The sequence below is a fragment of the Plantactinospora sp. BB1 genome, assembly GCF_003030385.1.
Classification (GTDB): Bacteria; Actinomycetota; Actinomycetes; order Mycobacteriales; family Micromonosporaceae; genus Plantactinospora.
Genome location: NZ_CP028159.1, coordinates 1,970,290 through 1,989,246 on the forward strand (window position 1 = coordinate 1,970,290; position 18,957 = coordinate 1,989,246).

13 protein-coding genes are annotated in these 18,957 nt (G+C 67.6%); 8 read left to right on the forward strand and 5 right to left on the reverse strand.

Going from position 1 to position 18,957, the window contains the following annotated elements:
* The first annotated feature begins 45 nt into the window (after positions 1 to 45).
* The 6 genes from C6W10_RS08365 (at position 46) to C6W10_RS08390 (ending at position 9,627) form a co-directional block, all read left to right on the forward strand.
* Positions 46 to 285, forward strand: coding sequence for a winged helix-turn-helix domain-containing protein (locus C6W10_RS08365; protein WP_107263767.1), 240 nt, complete (start codon positions 46 to 48; stop codon positions 283 to 285).
* Between the two features lie 262 nt (positions 286 to 547).
* Complete coding sequence (locus C6W10_RS08370) at positions 548 to 4,039, forward strand: DEAD/DEAH box helicase family protein (RefSeq protein ID WP_107257565.1); 3,492 nt, start codon at positions 548 to 550, stop codon at positions 4,037 to 4,039.
* The gene (locus tag C6W10_RS08375) at positions 4,036 to 5,520 is read left to right on the forward strand and encodes a restriction endonuclease subunit S (protein ID WP_107257566.1); all 1,485 of its coding nucleotides are present in this window, start codon (positions 4,036 to 4,038) and stop codon (positions 5,518 to 5,520) included. The genes C6W10_RS08370 and C6W10_RS08375 overlap by 4 nt, the downstream gene beginning before the upstream one ends.
* Positions 5,517 to 7,025: a class I SAM-dependent DNA methyltransferase gene (locus C6W10_RS08380; RefSeq protein WP_107257567.1), complete on the forward strand. Its 1,509-nt coding sequence runs from the start codon at positions 5,517 to 5,519 to the stop codon at positions 7,023 to 7,025. Before C6W10_RS08375 ends, C6W10_RS08380 begins: the two co-directional genes overlap by 4 nt.
* Positions 7,026 to 7,197: 172 nt before the next feature.
* Positions 7,198 to 9,270: an AIPR family protein gene (locus tag C6W10_RS08385; RefSeq protein ID WP_199853895.1), complete on the forward strand. Its 2,073-nt coding sequence runs from the start codon at positions 7,198 to 7,200 to the stop codon at positions 9,268 to 9,270.
* A gap of 111 nt (positions 9,271 to 9,381) precedes the next feature.
* On the forward strand, positions 9,382 to 9,627 hold the full coding sequence (locus C6W10_RS08390; RefSeq protein ID WP_107257569.1) for a hypothetical protein: 246 nt from the start codon (positions 9,382 to 9,384) through the stop codon (positions 9,625 to 9,627).
* A 76-nt stretch (positions 9,628 to 9,703) separates the two neighbouring features.
* Here the strand turns inward: C6W10_RS08390 and C6W10_RS08395 are convergent, their stop codons facing one another.
* Together C6W10_RS08395 and C6W10_RS08400 are read right to left on the reverse strand one after the other, a co-directional pair.
* Entirely contained in the window at positions 9,704 to 10,348 is a 645-nt protein-coding gene (locus tag C6W10_RS08395; protein ID WP_199854004.1) for a DNA alkylation repair protein, read from the reverse strand.
* 198 nt (positions 10,349 to 10,546) lie between these two features.
* Positions 10,547 to 11,320, reverse strand: a complete 774-nt coding sequence (locus C6W10_RS08400; protein WP_107267708.1) for a hypothetical protein — start codon at positions 11,318 to 11,320, stop codon at positions 10,547 to 10,549.
* Between the two features lie 248 nt (positions 11,321 to 11,568).
* Between C6W10_RS08400 and C6W10_RS08405 the strand changes: the two genes are divergently transcribed.
* Positions 11,569 to 12,363 carry a hypothetical protein gene (locus tag C6W10_RS08405; protein WP_107257572.1) on the forward strand — a complete coding sequence of 265 codons (795 nt, stop codon included), beginning with the start codon at positions 11,569 to 11,571 and terminating at the stop codon, positions 12,361 to 12,363.
* Between the two features lie 159 nt (positions 12,364 to 12,522).
* On the forward strand, positions 12,523 to 12,993 hold the full coding sequence (locus C6W10_RS08410) for a hypothetical protein (protein ID WP_107257573.1): 471 nt from the start codon (positions 12,523 to 12,525) through the stop codon (positions 12,991 to 12,993).
* Between the two features lie 19 nt (positions 12,994 to 13,012).
* Here the strand turns inward: C6W10_RS08410 and C6W10_RS08415 are convergent, their stop codons facing one another.
* The 3 genes from C6W10_RS08415 to C6W10_RS08425 form a co-directional block, all read right to left on the reverse strand.
* Positions 13,013 to 13,480: a nuclear transport factor 2 family protein gene (locus tag C6W10_RS08415; protein WP_107257574.1), complete on the reverse strand. Its 468-nt coding sequence runs from the start codon at positions 13,478 to 13,480 to the stop codon at positions 13,013 to 13,015.
* Between the two features lie 31 nt (positions 13,481 to 13,511).
* Entirely contained in the window at positions 13,512 to 14,282 is a 771-nt protein-coding gene (locus C6W10_RS08420; RefSeq protein ID WP_107257575.1) for a hypothetical protein, read from the reverse strand.
* A 181-nt stretch (positions 14,283 to 14,463) separates the two neighbouring features.
* A complete protein-coding gene (locus C6W10_RS08425) occupies positions 14,464 to 18,861 on the reverse strand; it encodes a S8 family serine peptidase (RefSeq protein WP_107257576.1) in 4,398 nt (1,465 codons plus the stop codon).
* Positions 18,862 to 18,957 lie beyond the last annotated feature (96 nt).

Sequence of the window (18,957 nt, forward strand, 5' to 3'; positions counted from 1 at the left end):
GGCGCCTCGGGCGTGATCAGATTGGAGGGCCACGCGAGGAGTGCCATGCCAGCGACCCCGGATTACATCCGGATCTCCGACGAGATCATTGCCGACGTTCGGTCGGGGAGGTACAAGCCTGGAGACAGGCTGCCCTCCATCGCCGAGCAGTGCAAGCTCTACAACACCAGCTCGTCGACGATCAATCTGGTGAATGTGCGACTTGAGGCACTTGGAGTTATAGATCGGCACCAGGGCAAGGGTGTCTTCGTGACCGATCCGAAGACCTGGCTGCGGAAGCCCTGACGGTGGCTCCGTCAGCCGAAGCCACTGCTTGCGTGACTGATCGGTGTCGGCTTTTCGACAGTGCGAGAGCGGCTTGACGGGTGCGTCGAAGCGCCACGTACTCATTTGATCAACAACGGTCTTGAGCAGGCGATATTCATGAGCCTCGTAAGGGGTGAGTGGCCTCGCGGCTCTTAGTTGTGGGTCGTTCGTGGGTCTTCAGCCGGGATCGATGCCCACTATCCTGACCTGTTCGCCGACGGCTACGGAGCGAGTGGGACTCATGGATCCTCGGTACATACGCAAACTGGCGGAGCAGTCTGCCAACTTCGGCTTCTTGCAGCCGCACCCACTGCTGCTCTGGTACGGCGCCGGCGCCGAGTCACTGATCTATGTGGACGCTCAGTCTGCGATGTTCAAGACCCGTGCCTTCGGCGAAGTGATGGCTCGGGAACTGGTACGCCGGACTGGTGCGCAGCCGGTGAGCAGCAGTTTCTACCACCAGGTGCAGGCGCTCAACGCCAGTGGCGCACTGGTGCCGCACATCTCGGCTGCCTTCGACCGGCTGCGAAAGGTCGGCAACAAGGCGGTACACGATCACCTGGGAGAGGTCCGCGACGCTCTCGTGCTGCTGCGTACCAGCTTCGAACTCGGCGTGTGGTTCCACCGTGCGCTGACCGGGGACCGTACGCCGATCGGGTTCGTACCGCCGAGCCCGCCGCCGCAGCAGGTCCCGCAGACGGTGGTGGACGGGCTGCACGCCGAGCTTCGGCGCTACAAGGAGGAGTTGGCACAGACGAAGCTGTTGCTGGTCGGCAAGCCGTCGCTGGCTGTTGCCAGGGCGGACGCGGTCGCGGCGGCGGATCAGGCGGTGCGGGAGGCGGACGCGCGCCGCGAGACGACCGTCGACCTGGTGGCCACACTGGAGGCGCAGGCCGAGCACGCGCAGCGCGAGTTCGACAACGCCAAGCCGGTCAAGGTTTCGGCGGCCAAGCGGGAGGAGTTCATCTCCCGAGCCCGCCGGGCATCGCGGGAGCCGCTCAACGAGTTGCAGACCCGGGAGGAGATCGACCGCCAGTTGACGGCGGCCGGTTGGGTCGTCCAGCACGAGAACCAGCTCAACCTCTTCGCCGGGCAGGGCGTGGCCGTCCGCGAGGTCACCCTCGCGACCGGCCGGGCCGACTATCTGTTGTACGTCGACCAGCAGCTCGTCGGCGTCATCGAGGCGAAGCGGGAGGGCACCGCACCTCGGGGCGCGGAGGCGCAGCTCGACCGCTACCGTGGCGGGCTGACCGCCGAACAGCGGATGCGGGCGTGGCGGCGGGATGCGCCGCTGCCCTTCGGCTACCTGGCCACCGGCACCGAGACGGCGTTCGTAAACGGGTTGGACCCGTCTCCGCGTACCCGGGAGGTTTTTGCCTTTCACCGGCCCGAGACAGTGGCGCGGTGGATGCGGGAGGCCGACGACGACCCGGCGACGCCGACGCTGCGGGCGCGGCTGCGGCGGATGCCGGCGCTCGACGGCGCTGGCCTCCGGCCGGCGCAGGTCGACGCGATCCGGGGCCTGGAGCGGTCGCTGTCGGAGGACCGGCTCCGTTCGCTGATCCAGATGGCGACCGGCGCGGGCAAGACCTTCACCGCCGTGACCGGCAGCTACCGGCTGTTCAAGCACGCGCGGGCGAACCGGATCCTCTTCCTGGTCGACCGCAACAACCTCGGCAAGCAGACTCTTCGGGAGTACGCGGCCTACCAGACGCCGGGGGACGGGCGGAAGTTCACCGAGCTGTACAACGTCGACCGGCTCTCCGGGGCCGGAATGCTCGGCTCGTCCAAGGTCGTCATCTCCACCATCCAGCGCCTCTACGGGGCGCTGTGCGGGCGCGAACTGCCCGATGTCGACCTGGACGACCAGGCGTACGACGACTACGACCTGGACGAGCCGGCCGAGGTGGGCTACAACCCGGAGATCCCGCCGGAGACGTTCGACCTGATCGTGGTGGACGAGTGCCATCGCTCGATCTACGGCAAGTGGCGCGCGGTACTCGAATACTTCGACGCGTTCATGGTCGGGCTGACCGCGACCCCGGTGAAGCAGACGCTGGGCTTCTTCCAGCAGAACCTCGTCTCGGAATACACCTACGAGCAGGCGGTCGCCGACGGCGTCAACGTCAACTTCGACGTGTACCGGATCAAGACCCACATCACCGAGGCCGGTGAGCGGATCGACGCCGGCACGGTGGTGCCGCTGCGGGACCGGCGGACCCGGGCCGAGCGCTACCAGGAACTGGAGGACGATTTCGCGTACGAGGGTGGCCAGGTCGGGCGGTCCGTCATCTCCCGGGGACAGCTCCGGTTGGTGTTGGAAACCTTCCGGGATCGGCTGTTCACCGAGATCTTCCCAGGGCGGTCGAAGGTGCCGAAGACGCTGATCTTCGCGCGGGACGACAACCACGCCGAGGAGATCGTCAAGATGGTGCGGGAGGTCTTCGCCAAGGGCAACGAATTCGCGCAGAAGATCACGTACGCCTCCCGGCGGGAGGGGAACAACCCGGACGACCTGATCCAGGCGTTCCGGAACAGTCCCGAGCTGCGGATCGCGGTCACCGTCGACATGATCGCCACCGGTACGGACGTACGGCCGCTGGAGTGCGTCTTCTTCCTCCGCCCGGTGCGCAGCGCCACGTACTTCGAGCAGATGAAGGGGCGGGGTGCCCGGACGATCGACCCGGCCGAGTTCCAGGCGGTCACCGAGGACGCCGAGGTGAAAGATCGGTTCGTCATCGTCGACGCGGTCGGAGTGACGGATGCCGAGTTGGACGAGGCCGTACCGCTGGAGCGCCACTCGGAGCGGCAGGTGTCGCTGAGCCAACTGCTCGGCAAGGCCGGACGGCTCAGTGCCACTCCGGACGAGGTGGCTACGCTCGCGTCCCGGCTGTCGCGGCTCAACCAGCAGCTCAGCGAGGACGAGAAGCGCGAGCTGGACGAGTTGGCGGGCCAGCCGATGACCGAGATCGTGCGCGGCCTGGTCGACGCGGTGGCGCCGGAGCAGTTGAACGCCGCCCGTCAGGCCGGCCCGGAGGCGGTACGCGGGCTGATGGCGACCGCGTTGCGGCCTCTCGCCGCCAAGCCGGAGCTGCGGGAGCGGATCATGGAGATCCGGCGGGCACACGACATCGTCATCGACGAGGGCAACGTCGACACCCTGTTGGAGGCCCGTGGCGTACCGCTGGAGGAGCGGGCACAGGTCACCGTGCGGAGCTGGCACGACTACCTGGAGCACCACAAGGACGAGATCACCGCGTTGCAGCTCTTCTACGAGGGGAAGGGACGGGTCGGCTTCGACCAGCTCAAGGAGTTGGCGGCCCGGATCGCCCGACCCCCGCAGGCGTGGACCCCGGACAAGCTCTGGCAGGCGTACGTGCTGTTGGGGCGTACGGCGGCTGAGCCCGGCAACCGGAGCATCACCGACCTGATCTCGCTTGTCAGGTATGAATTGGGGATTGATCGGGAGTTGAAGCCGTACCGGTCGCTGGTCGAGGAGCGCTTCCGAGGGTGGCTGCACCAGCAGCAACAGGGTGGAGCTACGTTCACAGCCGACCAGGTGTGGTGGCTGGAGAGGATCAAGGACGTGATAGCGGTCAGCGTGGAACTCACCCCCGAGGACCTGGACGGCGCTCCGTTCACCGAGCGCGGCGGCGTGGACGGGTACGTGAACGCCTTCGGTACCCGAGCCGCCCCTCTGATTACCGAACTCAACCAGGAGCTTTCCGCGTGAACGGACTTCCGAACGGCTGGGCAACCGTGCCACTTGGTGAACTTGTAACAATCAACCCCAGGCGGTTCGACACGACCCCGGATGACGCCGAAGTCGTTTCGGTTGTACCAATGGCGTCGGTCGAGGCGGAGACTGGCCGCATTGATGCCACCAAAGGCGCGGTCTTCGGTGACATCAAACAGCGTTCTTTGACGCCGTTCCAAGAGGGCGACGTGCTGTTTGCCAAGGTCACACCCTGCATGGAGAACGGGAAGGTTGCTGTCGCGCGAGGATTAATCGGCGGCAGGGCGCTAGGCAGTACTGAGCTTTACGCCCTACGCTCCTCGGGAGCCGTCGACCCGGAATACTTGGCGTCGTTTCTATTGCAGCCGTCTGTGCGGAAGGATGCTGAGCGGCACATGACGGGGGCGGTCGGCCTTCGGCGCGTGCCGCGGGCCTATCTGGAGAGCCTCCTAGTGCCACTTCCGCCGCTGGCTGAGCAGCGCCGCATAATAGACATTCTTGGAAATCATTTATCGGTTCTTGATTCGGGAGTTGCGCAGCTATCTGCGCTTGCCGTCCGTGTCAACCGTTTTCGTGATCAAGTTATGCTGGCTGCAAGTACCGGTCAACTCAACCTGCGTTCCGATCGTGTCACGTCGTTCCGTCCTGCTTCGGCCGGCGTTGATGACGGTGAGCTGCCACCTCTTCCTGAAGCGTGGAAATGGATGCGACTGCGGGAAATTGCTGATGTTGTGGGTGGAATTACGAAGGACAGTAAGCGACAATCTGATCCGAGCTTCGTCGAGGTTCCGTACCTCCGGGTTGCGAATGTGCAACGGGCTTATCTGGACCTTGCCGAAGTGGCGCATATCCGGGTCGCACCGCAGAAGGCGGAGAAATTGCGGCTTCGCTATGGGGACGTGCTTCTCAATGAGGGGGGCGATCGGGACAAGCTTGGTCGGGGCTGGATTTGGGAGGATCAGGTGCCCGGTTGCATCCATCAGAACCATGTATTCCGTGCCCGGATCTCCGATGGTGTCCTCCATCCCAAGTTGCTAGCGTGGCATGCGAATGGATTCGGGCGACGATGGTTTGAGGTCAACGGGCTTCAAAGTGTCAATCTCGCCTCGATTAGTCTGCGCAAGATGAAAGAGTTCCCTGTCCCCGTTCCGCCGTTAGTTGAGCAGGCGTCCTTGGTCGAATTGGCAGAGAAATACCTGTCGTTGTTGGACGGGATGGAAAAGGCTATCGAGTCCGCCCGTCGCAAGGGTGTCGGGCTACGCACTGCACTGCTGGCGACAGCGTTCGCCGGTCGGCTGGTGCCACAGGACCCGAACGATGAACCCGCGTCCGAGTTGTTGGCGCGGATCAAGGTCGAGCGGGCGGCCGTACCGCCGAAGCAGCGGGAGGCGCGCGGACGCCGTACCCAGAAAGACAAGCCGGCGCCGCCGACCAGGGTGATCGGCCGCGACTACCAGCAGGGAGAGTTGCCGCTGTGACCAACGTTGATTCGCGTCGGCTGGTGCAGAAGCTGTGGAACTACTGCGACGTGCTGCGGGACGACGGCGTGTCCACAATCGACTACGTCGAGCAGTTGACCTTCCTGCTGTTTCTGAAGATGGCCGACGAGCGGGCCAAGCGTGAGATCAAGCCAGAGCAGATCGTCCCCGACGAGCTGAGCTGGCAGACGCTGCTGGACGCCGACGGCGACGACCTGGAGGTGCAGTACCGGAAGATCCTGACCGGGCTGGCGCACGAGCCCGGCACCCTCGGCACCACCTTCCGGAAGGCGCAGAACAAGATCCAGGATCCGGCGAAGCTCAAGCGGCTGATCGTCGACCTGATCGACAAGGAGAAGTGGTCGCAGGCGGGAGTCGACGTCAAGGGCGACGCCTACGAGGAGCTGCTCGCCAAGGGCGCCGAGGACACCAAGTCCGGCGCCGGGCAATACTTCACGCCGCGCGCCCTGACCGCCGCGATGGTCGACTGCATGTTGCCGACCCCGGATGACACGATCACCGACCCGGCCTGCGGCACCGGCGGCTTCCTGCTCGCGGCATACGAGCACATCATGCGCCACCACGGCGCCGTGCTGACACCCGACCAGCGGCGCCGGCTTGCCAACGGCGCGATCAGCGGCACCGAGCTGGTTGACGGCACCGCCCGGCTGGCCGCGATGAACATGCTGCTGCACGGCATCGGCACCCCCAACGGGCCGTCGCTGATCGAGGTGCAGGATGCGTTGAGCCGGGAGCCGGCCCGGCGGGCCAGTCTGGTGCTCGCCAACCCGCCCTTCGGGCGCAGCTCCTCGATCCGGATGGTCGGCGAGGACGGCCGGGCGACCCGCGAGGAGCGGGAGATCGAACGCAACGACTTCTGGGCCACAACCGCCAACAAGCAGCTCAACTTCGTCCAGCACATCGCCTCGCTGCTGGAAATCGACGGCCGGGCCGCCGTCGTGCTGCCGGACAACGTCCTCTTCGAGGGCGGCGCGGGCGAGACGATCCGGCGCCGGCTGCTCAAGCAATACGACCTGCACACCCTGCTCAGGCTCCCCACCGGGATCTTCTACGCCGGTGGGGTCAAGGCCAACGTGCTCTTCTTCGAGCGCAAGCGCGCCCGCGAGGAGCCGTGGACGACCAAACTCTGGGTCTACGACTTCCGTACCAACCAGCACTTCACGCTGAAGCAGAACCCGCTGCGCCGGGAGCACCTCCAGGATTTCGTCGAGTGCTATCTGCCGGGCAAGGACCGCTCCGAGCGGGTCGAGACCGAACGGTTCCGGCCCTTCGGGTACGACGAACTGCTCGCCCGCGACAAGGTGAACCTAGACATCACCTGGCTCAAGGATGCCTCGCTGGAAGACGCCGACGCGCTGCTGCCGCCGGAGGTGATCGCCCAGGAGATCGTGGAGGACTTGGAGGCGGCGTTGCGCGAGTTCACCGCCATCGCCGAGGCACTGGCCTCGTCGAGAGCCAGTGCTACGCCGGAGCCAAGCAGTTGAGTTGCCTCCGCAGATTCAGCCGGTCCCGCTGCGGCTCATCGGGAGTTGGCAAACGAGCGATCTTGACGGCCACCAGGATGCTTAGGGGTAACAGTTGAGCCCGACTAGTCCGAATGCCGGCCACCGAGATGTAGCCCTTCAGGTTCGCCAAATCGAAGCGGTCCTTCGGAGGGTGTACATCGAGGGTGGGTTGCTGGATCTTAGTGACCTTGAGGGCAAGCCAGACGAGGAACGCAAACCACGAGAATTGTCGCGCGCCCTTACTGCTCAAGCGGTACGGCTCGTCACGGGTTGGACGCCGCAGGAAGCTGCACAGGCTGTCATCGATGGCGTGGGGGATCAAGGCATAGACGCGATCGCGGTCGTGGATGGCGTGGAGCCTCATGTCTTTCTAGTCCAGGCAAAGTGGAGCAAGAACGGTAAGGCTAGCTGTGATCGCTCCGCAGTGATGGAGCTTCTCACCGGATTGCGGTTGATCGACGACGAAGACTTTGCGCCCTTCAATCCTCGTGGTCAGCAGTTGGCTGAGCATGCTAAGAACGTCATGGCGCGAGGACCTGTGCCCGTCACCCAGGTTTTCGTGCTCATGCGTGCTGAGGAGGTGACGCAAGGGTTCGCACTGGCAATCGAAAACGGTGAGAATGAGTTCAACCGCCATGGTAGTGTGTTGGGCCATCGCATCATATTGTCGCCGGAGTTATGGACGTCGGTCCGGGAGGATATGGCGCCAAGGCCGGTTGAACTATCGGCAAGTTTGTTCCCGTGGTTTCCTATCACCACGCCTCACGAATCGTACCAGGGGGTTGTGGAGGCGGAACAGGTGTCACAGTGGGTTGATCATGGCCCAGATCTCTTCAGTCTGAATATTCGAAACCCTCTGGGGCGGACCCCGATCAACAATGAGATTATTGAGACGCTTCGCCGGGAGCCCGCTCACTTCTGGTACTTCAATAACGGAATCACTATCCTCTGTGAGTCGGTCGAAAAGGTCGAGCAATCGATGCGGGCGCCGCAGACGCGTCCTCTTGGGTTGAAGTTGCACAATGCTAGCGTTGTCAACGGAGCGCAAACAGTTCGTTCAATTGCCGAAGCTGTCGCTGCCGATGAGTCCGCCGCTTCTGCCCAAGTTGGCGTTCGCATTATCGTCACTGGGAAGGCGGTGGATTTCGCCAAGCAGGCGACCCAGGCCACTAATCGCCAAAACCGTGTTGACGCAAGGGACTTCATTGCGCTCGACCCTGTCCAGGCTGCGATCCTGGAGGAGATGCGGACCGAGCTAGGGCTTGACTACAGCGTACGCCGCAGTGAATTGGAACCCCAGCCGGACACTGGCTGCTCCGTCGTGGAAGCTGCGTGTGCACTGGCTTGTGCCCATTCTGACAGTCAATACGCTGCACGTATCGCAACGAAACTCGAGGTGCTATGGGAGCGGGGATCTCAAGGCATCTACGATGTCTTATTCCGACCGCAACCCGGAGTGTACCTTCTCTGGAACGCGGTTCAGGTCCTTAGGCAAGTTAGGCGGACCCTTCACGAGCTGCGCCCTCGCTATACGGGTCGCGGTTCCGCATTGACCGAGCATGGCGTATACCTGCTTGCGCATCTGGTATTCCGTCGCCTCGACACTGATGCGATTGACGAACCCGACTCCAGACTTGAGTGGGCCAATCGTGCCGTCGGGGAGACGGGGCGGATGGTCGAGGAACTTCTGCCTGCGGTTGCCAGTGCTATCGACGAACTCTATACCGAACGGTCGCAGATCCGGGCGGTGTGCTCCGATGTGTCTCGTTGTCGGGAAATCGTGCAGCGAGTACTGATGGACCTTGGGGCAGATAAACATACTGATCCGAACAAGTATCGTCGGGTTCCTGTCCGGCGCAAGCGGCGTCCGAATGCTGTTGCCGTCCTGATTGATAAAGGCATCCTCGCTGAAGGGGATGCACTGGTGCTTTCCTTAGGAAATCGAGTTGAAGCCGAGGCGCTGAGGGGTTGGCTTGCCGAGGATCCGAAGCGAGCAAGGGCCACTTGGGTTCCGCATCGGACCAAACCGATACTTTGGGCCGCAGATGGTGTGCAGTATTCACCATCGGGCCTGATATCACTGATGTGGGAGTCGGCGAAATGGCAGGAGCGGCCAGTCGCGAATCAGGGAACTGCCCGGTGGGCTATCGCCACGGGAGAAACGCTGGCCGAGTTGGCGTGGCGTGCCCTCGGCGACCTTGAGTCCTCCGAGGATGGAAGCTAGTCGCGCGGTCGTTGCCGGGTGCGGGACTACCGCAGGGACGGCCGACGCTGGCTGCGGGTGCCGGGGCCGGCCCGGTGACCCGGCCGCCGCAGGAGATTCCGGATTTGCCGATTGAGACCGGGTACCCCGGAGCCCGGCGAGTGGTCCCACTACTACCGGGGCGCCGACGTCGACGGGTACGTCGACATCCGACCCGTCCGGGTCGACAAGCGAATCATCCGATCTGACGGTGGCCACCTCTGGGTGTGGGTACGCGGTCACGACCCGCTGTCCTGCCACTGGGAGAGCGTCGCGCCGCACGTACCGTGCATGGAGTTGATGGCCCGGGTGGATGTGCTGGCCCGGCATGTCCGGTAGGCCGCAGCCGCAGGACCTGCTGCGGATCGATGACCACTCGCGTCGCCTCGGCGTCGAGCCGCTGGCCAGCGCGCTCCTAGCCGCCGTGCTGTCGGCGGACCATTTCGTTGATCCAGATGGGGGCGAACGGAGACGTGCAGCCCGGGGGAGTCGGGTAGTCCTTCAGCACCTCCAGGCGCTCGCCGATGGCGAGGGCGCGGGCGCGGTGCTCGGGGTGCTCGATCCCGATCTGGGCGAGGCAGTGGTTCATCGCCCACTGGAGGCGGTCCGGGGCGTCCTTCATCTCCGCCTCGACGATGTCGAGCAGTCCCGCGAGGTCGAGGCCCTCGGGCTTCTTGACGACGCGTTCGCTGGTCAGCGCCCAGCCGGCGCTCGCGACCACCGGATCAGGATCGGCGAACCACGCCAGGCGCAGCTCCTCGGAGTGCGGGCTCTTCTTCACGACGTAGTTCACCAGCCAGTCGTGCACCTTGGGGGTACGCGCCTCGCGCAACATGGTGTTCAACTCGTCCCGCTCGAACGCCTTCGGGCGGCAGATCAACAGTGCCAGCAGCCGCGCCGCGGTGTCACCGGTCGCCCAGAGCTGGCGCGCGAGTTCCTGCTGCGTCTTCAGCCGCTTCGCGACCGCGCGCAGCTTGCCGAGGTTCACACCGTGATCGTCACCGTGCTTCTCGTTCACCTCGCGCATCTTCGGGTCCTCGAGCGCGGCCAGTTCGGCCATCACCTCGGCGACCGTCGTCCCGGTCAGTGTCGTCCCGGCCACCTCGGCCCCCTCTCCCTCGCCTGCGAGATGCAGCGTACGTCGGATTGCCCCTGACCGGGGTGAGTCGGGGTGGGCCGGCGGCGGCCTCGGTGGGCGCCCGCCGGGGCGCGGGCGGTCGCACCGCCCGCGCCCCGGACACCGACCGCACCGGAACGGCTACGGCAACTGCCGTAGTGACTCGATCGCCACCGCGCGGCTGGTGTTGGCGTACGACGCGGCTTCGACGGCCGCCGGGTCGATCGGGCCCAACTGCCACTCCCCGAGCCAGTACTGCTCCAACTGCGTCGCGGTGTGGTTGCCGTAGACGGTGCAGGTGTAGGAGCGGATCAGCGGGACGGCGTTCGGCTCTGGATTCGAGTACTGGCAGCTCGGCGCGAGCTTGTCCACGACCTTCTGCAACGCGGCCCGGTACTGGGTACGCAGGTTCGTCGTGCCGAAGCCGGCTCGGGCCCGGGCCACCATCGCGATCGGGAAGAGCGTGACGACCGCGTACCCGACGTCGTCGATCGCCTTCTTGCCGGAGACCGCGTCGAGATAGCTGCTGGCCCGTACCGCGTCGTGGGTGACCTCCTGGGCCCAGTCCTCCAGCGTCTCGTCGGCGAAGTTGTTGATGTCCTCGAACTCGATGACGGCGGCGGTGGCGTCGTCGCGGATGTCGGCCACGGCGATGGCGTCGAGGTGGGCGATCACCGCCGACTCGGCCTGGTTGAGCGCGTTGATGACGTCCTGGGTCATCGCGGCCAGCTCCGCCGGTGACACGTTGCCGTCGCCGGCCCGGCCGAGCAGGTTGAGGGCGAGGTCGAGCATGTCGAGCAGTGAGGTGTTGGTGGTGTCGTCGGGATCGGCGTGTGCCGGCTGGGTGGTCCCGGGCAGCATGACGGCGAGCGCGAGGGCTGTCGCGGCGAACCCGCGCAGCAGTCTGGCTTTCATGGGTTGTCTCCTCTCACCCTGGTGCCCGCAGACTCTCCGATCCGACTGGACCCGTACTGGAGATTCACTGGATCGCCGACCGGAAGGGGGCGCGGTGCTGCCCGGTCCAGTCCGAGTCCAGTCCGCGTCCAGCGGCCGTCACTAGCGTGCCCGTGACGCCGTCGCGGCGTCGATCAGGCGACATCAGGCGAGACGGGATGGGGCGAGGCGGAATGAGACCAGGCGGGATGAAGCGGAGACTGCTGAGGATGACCACCGCGGCGGTGGTGGCGACCGCTGTGGCGGTACCGGGCGCGGCAAGGCCGGCGCAGGCGACGGACCCGGCCACGATCGTCGCGGTGGCCCAGTTCGCGCTACAGGCGTACAGCTATTTCAACAGTTCGGAAGATGGCGGGATGACGATCGAGGAGGCGACCAGCCGGATCATCGTCGAGATCGGCAACACCCGGAACACCATCATCGCGCACTTGGACGGCCTCGCCACCGCCGAGGCGCGGGCCTGCGCCGAGCACCACCTGCTGGAGTTCGCCGACATCGAGGAGTTCTCGCTCAGCCTCAAGCAGCGCTGGGCACAGGACGTCACCTCCTGCGTCACGCTGATCAACAGCCTCTGGGGTTCGGTCGCCACCCTCACCGCCAAGAACCAGCTCGGCATCGCGCTCGGCACCGTCGGCCCGATCGCGCTGGTGGCCCGGGCCCAGGCCCGGTTCAGCACCACCGAGCTGAAGAACCTGCTGATCGGCGCCTTCGAGCGGGTACAGCAGCGGTTCACCCCGTACTGCCAGGCGACGCCGAACGTGTCGGAGGAGTACTGGCAGATGAATCCGAACCCGTCCTGGGTCGACGCCTGGTATTCCTGCAAGCCCGCGCCCGAGCCGCCGCACTGGTCGGAGACGGTCGGCAGCTACACCGTCTACGACGTGGGGCTCTGGAGTTGGGGCACTCCGGTGGACTATCCCAACTGGCAGGCCGTCATCGACGGGTCGAAGCGGCTGTCGGCGGCCTCGGTGGCCGATGCGGCGCTGAGTCAGCTCCGCGCCTAGCCGGGCGGCGGTGACCGCGACGGGCGCGGGAAGCTCAGTGTATCGATTCAGGTTGATCCGCAAGCCCACTTTCCGGTTCGGCCCTGCGACAATGGCCGTGCGCCGCCGTGCCGGCGCCCGGCCCGGGCGCCGGCCGTGCTCCACTCAGGAGGGACGCGGATGGCCGGGAGAAGTTGGCGACTGAGCCTGACCTTCAGTCCCGTCGCGGTACTGCCGACGGCCGCACTCGCGCTGCTGATCCCGCTGATGGACGGATTCGACTTCGACGGCGGGTTCTGGAGCTGGGCGGTGCCGCTCGTCGCGGTCTACGTCGTCAACGCCGGACTGGACTGGCTGGGCACCGGCACCGGCTACTCCGGCTGGCTCTCGGGGCGGACCGGTGGCTGGGTCAAGCTGCGCTGGCTGCTGACGGGGGTACTGGTCAACGTGCTGCTGCTCGCCGTGCTTCCCCGGTTGCAGGGCCTCTTCGGGCTGGACACCTCGACCGGCGGGCCGGGGACGGTGCTGCCGGCCGGAGTGATCCTCGGCCTCTGCTTCTTCGTCGGCTCCCGGTTCGAGGACGTGTCGCTCTTCTTCGAGAAGGGCGGTTCCGACGACCCGCCGGAGGAGGGCGTACGAACCGAGGACTGACTGTGAGCATGGCGGGTCGTCAGAGGCCGAGGTCGCTCAGCCCCGGGTGGTCGTCGGGGCGGCGCCCGAGCGGCCAGTGGTACTTCCGCTCCGACTCGGCGATCGGCAGGTCGTTGATGCTGGCCAGCCGGACCCGCATCAGTCCGTTCTCGTCGAACTCCCAGTTCTCGTTCCCGTACGACCGGAACCAGTTCCCGGAGTCGTCGTGGAACTCGTACGCGAACCGTACGGCGATCCGGTTCCCCTCGGTGGCCCAGAGTTCCTTGATCAGGCGGTACTCCAGCTCCCTGGCCCACTTGCGCCGGAGGAACGCGACGATCTCGTCCCGCCCGTTGATGAACTCGGCCCGGTTGCGCCACCGGGAATCCGGGGTGTACGCCTGCGCCACCCTCTCCGGATCCCGGCCGTTCCAGGCATCCTCGGCCATCCGCACCTTCTGCGCGGCGGTCTCACGGGTGAACGGGGGTACCGGGGGACGGGTCGCCATTCCTGCATCCTAAGAAGTAGTGGGCGGCCTTTCACCCGGGAGTCAGGCACCAGTAGCCGTACGGGTTGCGGTAGAGGTCGTCCGGGTCGTAGCGGGCACAGTCGCGGCGGCCGAGCATCCAGTGCGGTGCGTCGGCGGCGAGCGCGAACGTCTCACCGTCGCGGATCCGCCGGCCCGCCGGCTCGGTCAGCAGGTAGCGGGCCAGGGCGTCGAGCAGGCGTACCTGCTCGTCGACCTCGGCCGGCCCGGTCGGCTGCCCGGCGCGCAGTTCGACGTCCGGGGCGCCGAGCAGGTGCATGCCGCAGCTGTAGACCGCGACGCCGTCGGTGATCGGGCGCTTCACCCAGGCCCGGTGCAGCACCACCGCCAGGGTCGCGTCGTCGGTCGCGGCGGCGGCCCGGTCGGCGAGGTCGAGCCAGCGGTCGCGGCCGTGTGCCAGGCCGCTGCTCTCGTTGCGTACCGCGGTGGCACCGGCCCGGAGCAGCGCGGCGGTCAACGCCAGCATCCGCCGGGACACCTCGATCGCGGTCTGCCGGGTCACGGGCGGCGAGAGGAGGTACGCCACCGTGTCGTGCTCCTTGACCGCCCGCCGGTCCGCCTCGGTGAAACTGCGGCCGGTCAGCGAGGAGCGGAACGAGGCGGCCATCCTCGGGTCGGGCTCCGGACGGGAGTACTCGGAGTCGAGGCCGCACTCCGGGCCACCGATCTCGGCCGCGAGTCGGGCCACCACGTCGAGCTCCAGCCCCGCGCCGAGCACACAGAGGACGTGCTGCGGCGGTACCGATCCGGCCTCGTCGATCACGCCCGGCAGGTTACCAACGGGTACGGCCGCACTGTCAACGCTTTCGGCACATCGGATCACCCGCACCCGGTACCGGCCGGGCGCCCGACGGCAGGGGCGGTGCCCACCGTCCCCGTACGGGAACGGTGGGCACCGCCGCTCGACAGTCACCGCCGGATCGGCACCCCGGCCGAGCCGCCGGTCAGATCCCGCCCAGCCGGGCCGGGCACGGGTTCACCGGCTCCAGGGTGAAATCGAGGGTGGTGACCAGGCTGGGCTGGATCTGCTGCCGCTTAACCTGCGGCACCCAGCCGTCCTTGGCGGCAATGACGTCGTACCGACCCCTCGCCAGCCACCAGGAGTAGCCGCCCTGGCTGCTCGCCGGCAGGGTGTAGCCGGTGGCCGGATCGCCGACCAGGTTGGCCCGGACCGTCGCCGCCAACGGCACCTCGACGCCGCCACAGGTCCGGCCGATCACCGTGCCCTGGAGCTTGCCCCAACTGCCGGGCGGGGAGACGTTCATCTCCACCCCGACCACCGGTACCGGATAGGGGCTGTCGGTCACCAGGCCGAGTTCGGCGGTGTAGGTGCCGGGCTGGGCGACCCCGGCCGCCGCGGTCGCGGTCAGGCTGACGGTGATGGTCCGGGACGCACCGGCGGCCAGGGTGAAGCTGGCCGGCGTACTGCTCAGCCAGGACGCCCCGCCGTCCTCCAGGCACGCCTCCAGCCCGCCGAGCCGCTCGCTCTCGGCCGACCCGACGAACGAACTCGGCGAACCACCGACCTTGTACGCCCCGCAGACGCCGGCGCCCCGATAGCGGGCGAACTGCGCGTTCGGCAGGTTCACCCAGGCACCGGCCACCGGGTCGTACCCGATCGTCCGGTTGGTCAGCGTGGTCGAGGCCGCGGTGGCGCCGCCGGCCAGCACCAGCATGCCGCCGGCCGCCGCGTACTGCGAGCCCCAGAGGTCGAGCGGCATGTCGGGCAGCGGGGACCAGGCGTTCGTCGCCGGGTCGTAGACGTAGCCGTTCTTGAACTCGGCCGCGCCGACGCCACCGGCGCAGTAGACCCGGCCGCCGATGCCGCCGCAGGACATCCAGGAGGAGCCCTGCGGATAGTCGGCGGCGGTGTCGAACCTGCCGGTCAGCGGGTCGAAGACCGTCACGTCCGCGGTGTCGACCGAGCACTCGTTGTCGCCGCAGCCGCCGATGACGTAGAGCTTGCCGCCGCTGGTCGCGAACGCGGCCGCCGCCCGGGGCGCCGGGTTGGTGACCCCGGGCAGGGTGCTCCAGGTCCCGGTCGCCGGGTTGAACATGTCGACCGTCTCCACCGGGGCGTCACCGTCGCCCCAGCCGCCGATCGCGTAGATCCGGCCGTTCAGGGCGGCGACCGCCGGCTTCGACCGCGCGGTCGGCAGGTCCGGCAGCGCCGTCCAGACGTTGGTCGCCGGGTCGTAGACCCAGCTCTTGCGCTCGTTGCCGGTGTCGGCACCGCCACCGATCGAGTAGACCTTGCCGTCCAGGGTCACCGCCGAGTTGTCGTAGACCGCCGCCGGGAGGTTCGCCACCCGGGTCCACGCCTCGTCGACCAGCGGCGCCGCGGCCGCCGTCCCGGTGCCGGGCCCGTAGGCGGTTCCGGTGCGACTCTGGCTCAGCCCCTTCATCCGGTACTCCACCAGCTCGGCGCCCTTCGCCGAGAGCTGGCTGAACCGGCCCGCCCGTTCCAGCGCCTGCACGGTGGCCGGCGCGTTGCCGGTGTTGGTGACCGTCAGGGTGACGTTCCGGGTGCTGCCGTACGGCTGGTGCAGCTCCAGGGCCTTCGGGGTGACCGTCAGCCGGGCCGCCTTGAGCGCGAAGTCGGCCCGCCGGGTGGCGTCCGGCGTCACCGTCACCTGCTTGCTGAGTCCCCGGTACGGCGACAGGCTGGCGGTGAACGGCTGCGTCCCGGTCAGGCTGGAGTAGAGCCAGTAGAAGCCGTCCGGGATGTTCGGGTCGTCCGGTGTCGCCGCCGACACGCCCCGGTCGGCCGGCTGGTTGCCGCTGACCACCGTGACACCGTTGACCGGGTCGCCGGTGTTGGCGTCGGTGGTGAAGCCGGCGACCAGGCCGCCCGGCTTCGGGGTGCAGGTCCGGTTGACCAGCGCGACGTTGTCGACCTGCCACCACCAGGCGAAGGTGCCGTTGAAGCGGAACCGCACCCGGGCGTTCGCCGCACCGGCCGCCCGGTCCAGCGGTACCTCCTCGACCCGTGGGCCGCGCCGGCTGACCGTCTGGTGCCAGACGTTGGTCCAGGTCGTACCGCCGTCGGTGGAGACGTCGATGTCGGCGGTGTCGCTGACCCCGACCGCCCGCCAGTCGCTGTTGAACCGCAGCAGCGGCGCGGCGGTCGCCGAGAGGTCCAGCGGCGGCGTGACCAGGTCGGTGTCCTGGGTGTTGCCGCTGCCCAGCGCGTCACTGTCGACGATCGCGAAGTTGCCGGTGCCGCCGGTCAGGTTGGTCCGGCCGGCCGGGTCGTCGAAGCTCCAGCCGCCGGAGTCCGTGCGGTTCACCACCGACCAGCCGGCCGGGGTCGAGGTGCCGTCGAAGCTCTCCGTCAGCAGCGGGTCGCTGAACCCGGCCGTGTAGCCGGCGGCGGTGCAGGCCGGCAGTACGGTGGCGGCGATGTCGACGGTCTTCGAGCCGGTACCGACCGCCACCTCGGTGCTGACCGGCCGGTAGCCGGGGTAGACGACCGTGGTGTCGAGCCGGTAGCTGGCGCTGCCGGGGACGGTGAAGGAGTAGGCGCCGGTCACCGGGTTGGTGAAGACCGGGCCGCCGGGCCGGCCGGAGACCTCGATCTTCGCGTACAGCGGCCAGCCGTGCCCGGAGCCGTCGGTGACCTTGCCGGCGACGGTGACCATCCGGGCCGTGGCGAGGGCGAAGTTCTGGGTGAGCACCTGACCCGGGGCCAGCGTCACGGTGGCGGTGCCGGGGTTGAAGCCGTAGCCGGAGGCGGTCAGTTCGTGGGTGCCGACCGGCAGCACCAGGGCGTACCGGCCGTCCGCGTCGGTGACGGTGTTGAACGCGCCGCTGCGTACCTCGGCACCGGCGACCGGCTCCCCGGTGCTGGCGTTGCTGACGGTGCCGGTGACCCGGCCCGAGTCGCCGCGTGGTGCCGCCTGGACCGCCTGGTACGCGTTCAGCCGGCCCTCGCCGAAGGTGTTGTTGTCGTCGACGGTGCCGCCGCAGCCCAGCGCGTCGACGTCGGTGGCGGTGTCGTCGAGCAGCCGCTCGGTGGCCGGGATGTTGCCCCGCAGCCCGGGTGCCGCCGACCAGACCAGCGCGACGGTGGCGGAGACGTGTGGTGCCGCCATCGAGGTGCCGCTGCCCACCCCGTAGCCACCGCTGGAGAGGCTGGACCGGATGTTGCTGCCCGGCGCGGCGATGTTCGGCTTGACCGAGCCGTCGATGCTGGACGTTCCCCGGCCGGAGAAGCTGGAGATGGTGTTGTTGCTGTCGTAGGACCCGGTCGCGTAGGTCAGCGGGTAGTCGCCGGGGTTCTCGGTGGTGTTGCAGCCCGGTCCGTCGTTGCCGGCGGAGAAGCTGGGGAAGATGCCGGCGGCCCGCCAGGAGACCACGACCTGCTTGTACCACTCGTCGCCGCGACCGCCGCCCCAGGAGTTGTTGACGATGTCCGGGCGCAGGTCCGGTCGGGGGTTCTGCCCCTTCAGGTCGGTCGGGGCGAGCACCCACTGGCCGGCGGCGAGCAGCGAGGCGTCGGAGCAGTTGTTGGTCTCGCAGCCCTTGGCGGCGATCCACCGGGCGCCGGGTGCCACGCCGATCTGGTTGCCGGCACCGTCGTCGCCGACCATGGTGCCCATGGTGTGCGTGCCGTGGCCGTTGTTGTCGCACGGCGCCGGGTTGGCGCAGACCTCGGCGGGGTCGAACCAGTTGTAGTCGTGCTCGAAACCGCTGCCGGTGTTGCCCCGGTAGGAGTTGAGCAGCGCCGGGTGGTCGAAGAGCACGCCGCTGTCGATGTTGGCGACGACCACGTCCTCGCCCCGGGTGTCGAACTCGGACCAGACCCGGGGCGCCTCGATGTTGGCGACGTTCCACTCGACCGCGTCGGTACTGGCGTCGGTGGTGGCCCGGAACGGCTCAGGTTTGATCAGTTCGTAGGTACGACTCGGTTCGATGCTCTGCACGTCGTCCCGGGCCGCGATCGCGTCGAGCAGGGCGCGGTCGCCCTGCACCCGCAGCATGTTCGCGATCCAGTACGACCGGTACGTCGTGCCTCGTTTGTCCAGTTCGGCGCGGAGGTCGCGCTGGCTGCGCTCGGCGGTGGCGGTGAGGTTCCGGTAGACGGCGCCGGCCCGGTCGTCGGCGTCGGCCAGCTTCGCCGCTCCGCTCAGCTCGGCGCGTTCGCGCAGGTAGACGTTGAACGTGGTGCTGCCCTCGGCGGCGAGTTCGGCGAGTAGTTCCCGGCTCACCTCCGCCTCGGGACCGGCCGCCGTGGCGAGCGCGGGCTGTGCGGTGACGCCGAGCAGCACGACGGTCGCGCCGACCAGCAAACGCCAGCGTCTTGGCCGGTCAGCCCGGCTCCGTCCGGATCGGTGCGGCATGGTTCCTCCCCCACTCTTCGGCCTCCCGAGTGGTCTCGGGAGCCACTTCCCAGCCCCGGGTGTCCGACTGCCGGCACGCGTACTCCGACGTTTGCT

Coding starts and splice junctions, on each gene's coding strand:
- C6W10_RS08365 (WP_107263767.1), top strand. CDS start 46: ATGCCAGCGACCCCGGATTACATCCGGATCTCCGACGAGATCATTGCC.
- C6W10_RS08370 (WP_107257565.1), top strand. CDS start 548: ATGGATCCTCGGTACATACGCAAACTGGCGGAGCAGTCTGCCAACTTC.
- C6W10_RS08395 (WP_199854004.1), bottom strand. CDS start 10,348: ATGGCCGAACTGGCCGCGCTCGAGGACCCGAAGATGCGCGAGGTGAAC.
- C6W10_RS08400 (WP_107267708.1), bottom strand. CDS start 11,320: ATGAAAGCCAGACTGCTGCGCGGGTTCGCCGCGACAGCCCTCGCGCTC.
- C6W10_RS08405 (WP_107257572.1), top strand. CDS start 11,569: ATGACCACCGCGGCGGTGGTGGCGACCGCTGTGGCGGTACCGGGCGCG.
- C6W10_RS08410 (WP_107257573.1), top strand. CDS start 12,523: ATGGCCGGGAGAAGTTGGCGACTGAGCCTGACCTTCAGTCCCGTCGCG.
- C6W10_RS08415 (WP_107257574.1), bottom strand. CDS start 13,480: ATGGCGACCCGTCCCCCGGTACCCCCGTTCACCCGTGAGACCGCCGCG.
- C6W10_RS08425 (WP_107257576.1), bottom strand. CDS start 18,861: ATGCCGCACCGATCCGGACGGAGCCGGGCTGACCGGCCAAGACGCTGG.